The sequence below is a fragment of the Burkholderia sp. Se-20373 genome (assembly GCF_017104705.1).
Lineage (GTDB): Bacteria > Pseudomonadota > Gammaproteobacteria > Burkholderiales > Burkholderiaceae > Burkholderia.
Window position 1 is genome coordinate 1 of the sequence record NZ_JAAGPH010000291.1, and the last position, 3455, is coordinate 3455.

The following is a 3455-nucleotide window of genomic DNA, read 5'->3' on the forward strand; positions in this document are numbered from 1 at the left end:
CGCGCCGTCCGGCGTGCGCAGGCCGCCGGAACCGGTCGCCCCGTGCCCCGCGCGCGATGCGCCGAGCAGGCCTGCGAGCCGTGCACCGAACATCCCGCGCCGCGCCGCCGACAGCGCGATCACCGCGCAGGTCAGCAGGATCAGCGCGAACACGAGCCAGCCGAGCGGCGAGCGCAGCCGCACGATGTCGGTCATCGCGCTGCCGATGCCGTCCACGCGCGTCGTGCGCGCGGCGGCCGGCTGCAGGAACAGCGACACGTTGTCGTACTGCAGCCCTTCGATGCTGTGCGCGACGAGGTCCTTGACCATCGGCGCCATCGCGCGCAGGTCGACGCCGGGCCGGTAGCGGATATAGACGGCCGCGGACGAAGGCTTGATCTTGTCCGCGAGCGGATCGTTCTCCGGAATCACGACCTGCACGCGCGCGACGACCACGCCCTCGATGTCCTGCAGCGTGCGCGACAGGTCCTGCGACACGCCGTACAGGTAGCGCACGCGCTCCTCGGCCGGCGTCGATACGAGGCCCTGTTTCTGGAACAGCTCGCCGAGGCTCGCGTAGCTCGGCTTCGGCAACCCGTTCGCCTGCAGTACCGTGAGCGCCGACTGCATGTCGCCGTCCGCGACGCTGACGAGCCACGCGTTGCGGTCCGACGTGTCGCGCGCGTCGTTGTCCTTCGACGCGCTGATGCCCGCGTCGCCGAGCACCGCGACCATCTGGTTCGCATCGCGCTCCGACAGGCCCGAGTACAGCTCCTTCTGGCACCCGGCCAGCAGCACGAGCAGCCCCGCGAGCAGCGCGCGCGCCGCCCGGCTGCGCCACGCATGCGCGCGCGGCGTCGAATCGATCGTCGTCATCGTTTTTCCGCTTCCGTGTGAGCGCGGCCGTAAGCGGCACGCGCGCACGCCATCACTCCTGCGTCTTCAGCACCGTGTGCGTGAAGCCGTTCGCCGCCTGCGCGACCGACAGGCTCAACTGGTATTCCGAAATCGTGGTGGTCGCCGTCCACTGAAAATCCATCGCCTTCACCATCGTCATCATCGGATCGCTGCGGCTGTCGGCCATCGACGTCAGCATCTCGCTGCGATGCTTGTCGATGTTCGCGTACCGCGCGTCGAGATCGTTGCCGTAGGTGCGCAACCGCTCGACGAGCGACGACGGGTTCGCCTGCGCGGGCGTCATCTGCACGGCCGGCGCCGCATCCGCCGGTGCGCGCGACATCGCGACGCCCGACGAAGACGGCGGCGCGGCCGGCGATGCGCCCGGCTGCATCAGCGCATCGAACTGGCGCACCTGCGCCGGATCGGACGCCGAGCCCGTTTGTTGCGCGGCGCCCGCGAGCGCGGCCGAGCACGCGATCAGCCCTTGCGTCATCGCGGTGCCGAGCAGCCCGACCGCGACCATCCCGGCCAGCAGCGCGACGCGCGTCGACGAGGCGGCGACGCCGATGCAGGCCGCCGTCAGCAGCAGAAGCTGCACGGTGATCAGGCGCTTGCGGTTCAGCAGGTCGCCGAGCGGCACGACGAACAGCAGCGCGAGCGCACAGCCGAGCTGCGTCGCGGTGATGACGCCGCCGACGGCTGCCTGCGACACGCGGAAATCCCGCGCGATCGAATCGAGCAGCGGCTGCGCATAGTAGACGTTCGCGACACTGGCCGCGCAGCAGACGGCCAGCAACGCGACGCGCGCCGCGGACAGGCGGTCGCCGTCGGGCGGATGCGCGGCATGGGCCGGCGCGGTCGACGCAACGGTGCCGGAATGACAGGAAGACGCCATGGGTTACCTCGTGCAATGTAGTTGCAAATTGAAACTGGTGTGGAGTGTAGGAAAAGTAGTTTTAAAATGCAACTTGTTGGGCGGCGGGCGAGCCGTCCGCGCACGGATGGCCGGCGTCGCCGCGAAGGCGGCCGGCAAGATTGCGGAGAGGAACATGGCCAGGCAGAAAAGTCTTGCGGATTCGCCGTGCCCGGTGGCGCGGGCGACCGATATCGTCGGCGATCGCTGGGCGTTGCTGATCGTGCGCGATGCGTTCGACGGCGTGCGCCGGTTCGGCGATTTCCGCGCGAGCCTCGGTGTCGCGAGCAACATCCTGTCCGACCGGCTGAAGATGCTGGTGGACGCCGGCGTGTTCGACGTCGTGCCGGCATCGGACGGCACCGCGTATCAGGAGTACGCGCTGACCAAAAAGGGCGAAGGGCTGTTTCCGGTGATCGTGATGCTGAGGCAGTGGGGGGAGGCGAACCTGTTTGCGCGCGGCGAGCCGCATTCGGTGCTGGTTGACCGCAGCACGGGGCGCGCGGTCCGCAAGCTCGCACTGCGGCATGACGACGGCCGGCCTTTGAAGGCGGCCGAGACGGTCGTGAGGAAGGTCGGCGACGCGTGACCGTGCCCGTTGTTCAATCGGCCGCCGTCGCGACCTGACGCGCGGACGACGCGCCACGATGCGCATCGGGCCGCACCCGCGTCGCGAGCAGCGCGGCGGTGACGAGCAGCGCGACCGACACGGCCGTTTCGATCCGCAATCCGTTCACGACCTGCGCCGCGCCGCCACCGCCGGCGAGCGCGCCGAACGCAGCCACGCCCATCGCGCCGCCGGCCTGCCGCGCGGTATTCAGCACGGCCGACGCGATGCCGGCCCGTTCGGGCGCGACCGACGCGAGCACGGCGGTCGTCATCGCCGGCACCGCGAAGCCCATGCCGGTCGGAATCAGCAGGAACGGCGCGAGCAGGACGGCCAGCGGTGTCGACGCGTCGACGAAATGCAGCGACCCGTAGCCGAGCGCGGCGACGAGCGCGCCCGCCAGCATCGGCGCCCGCGGGCCGTGACGCGCCACGACACGGCCGCTGGCGAGGTTCGACAGCAGGAAGCCGCCGGTCAGCGGCAGGAACGCAAGGCCCGCCTGCAACGCCGTTTCGCTGCGTGCGCGCTGCAGGTACAGCGCGAGCACGAACGCGGTGCCGTAGTACGTGAGGTTCACGCAGATCCCGAACAGCACGGCCGCGCTGAAAGTGCGATGGCGGAACAGTGACAGCGGCAGCATCGGCGTGGCCGTGCGCGCTTCCACCGCGACGAACCCGAGCGCCGCGAGGGCGGCCAGCGCGAAGCCGCCGGCGACGACCGGATGCGTGAAGCCGAGCGGCCGCCATTCGATCACGGCGCCGGTCAGCGCGGTCAGCATCGCGATCGCGATGAACTGGCCGTGCAGGTCGAGTGCGCGGATGGAACGGGAGGGCGCGGCCGGCGCCGCCGCACGGCCCGCGGGGATCCATGCAAAGGCAGCCGCCAGCCCGGCCGCACACAGCGGCAGGTTCACGAGGAAGATGCCGCGCCAGCCCAACGCCGCGATCAGCACGCCGCCGACCACCGGGCCGGCGGCGATCGAAATCGAACCGGCCGCCGTCCACCCGCCCACGGCTCGCGCCCGCAGGCGCGGGTCGTGCCGGCACGCGTCGTTGC

Annotated in this window: 4 protein-coding genes; 1 reads left to right on the forward strand and 3 read right to left on the reverse strand. The window is 70.8% G+C overall.

All coding sequences use genetic code 11. The annotated features are described in order from the left end of the window. On the reverse strand, positions 1-855 hold an 855-nt coding region (gene sctJ, locus G3N96_RS38040; protein WP_206140428.1), incomplete at its 3' end, for a type III secretion inner membrane ring lipoprotein SctJ. Positions 856-907: 52 nt separating this feature from the next. Then, positions 908-1774, reverse strand: coding sequence for an MFS transporter (locus tag G3N96_RS39965; protein WP_346778936.1), 867 nt, complete (start codon positions 1772-1774; stop codon positions 908-910). Between the two features lie 154 nt (positions 1775-1928). On the opposite strand from G3N96_RS39965, the gene G3N96_RS38050 reads away from it, so the two are divergent. Beyond that, on the forward strand, positions 1929-2381 hold the full coding sequence (locus G3N96_RS38050) for a helix-turn-helix domain-containing protein (RefSeq protein ID WP_171026832.1): 453 nt from the start codon (positions 1929-1931) through the stop codon (positions 2379-2381). A 13-nt stretch (positions 2382-2394) separates the two neighbouring features. Here G3N96_RS38050 and G3N96_RS38055 read toward each other — a convergent pair. After that, on the reverse strand, positions 2395-3455 hold a 1061-nt coding region (locus G3N96_RS38055; protein ID WP_206140429.1), incomplete at its 5' end, for an MFS transporter.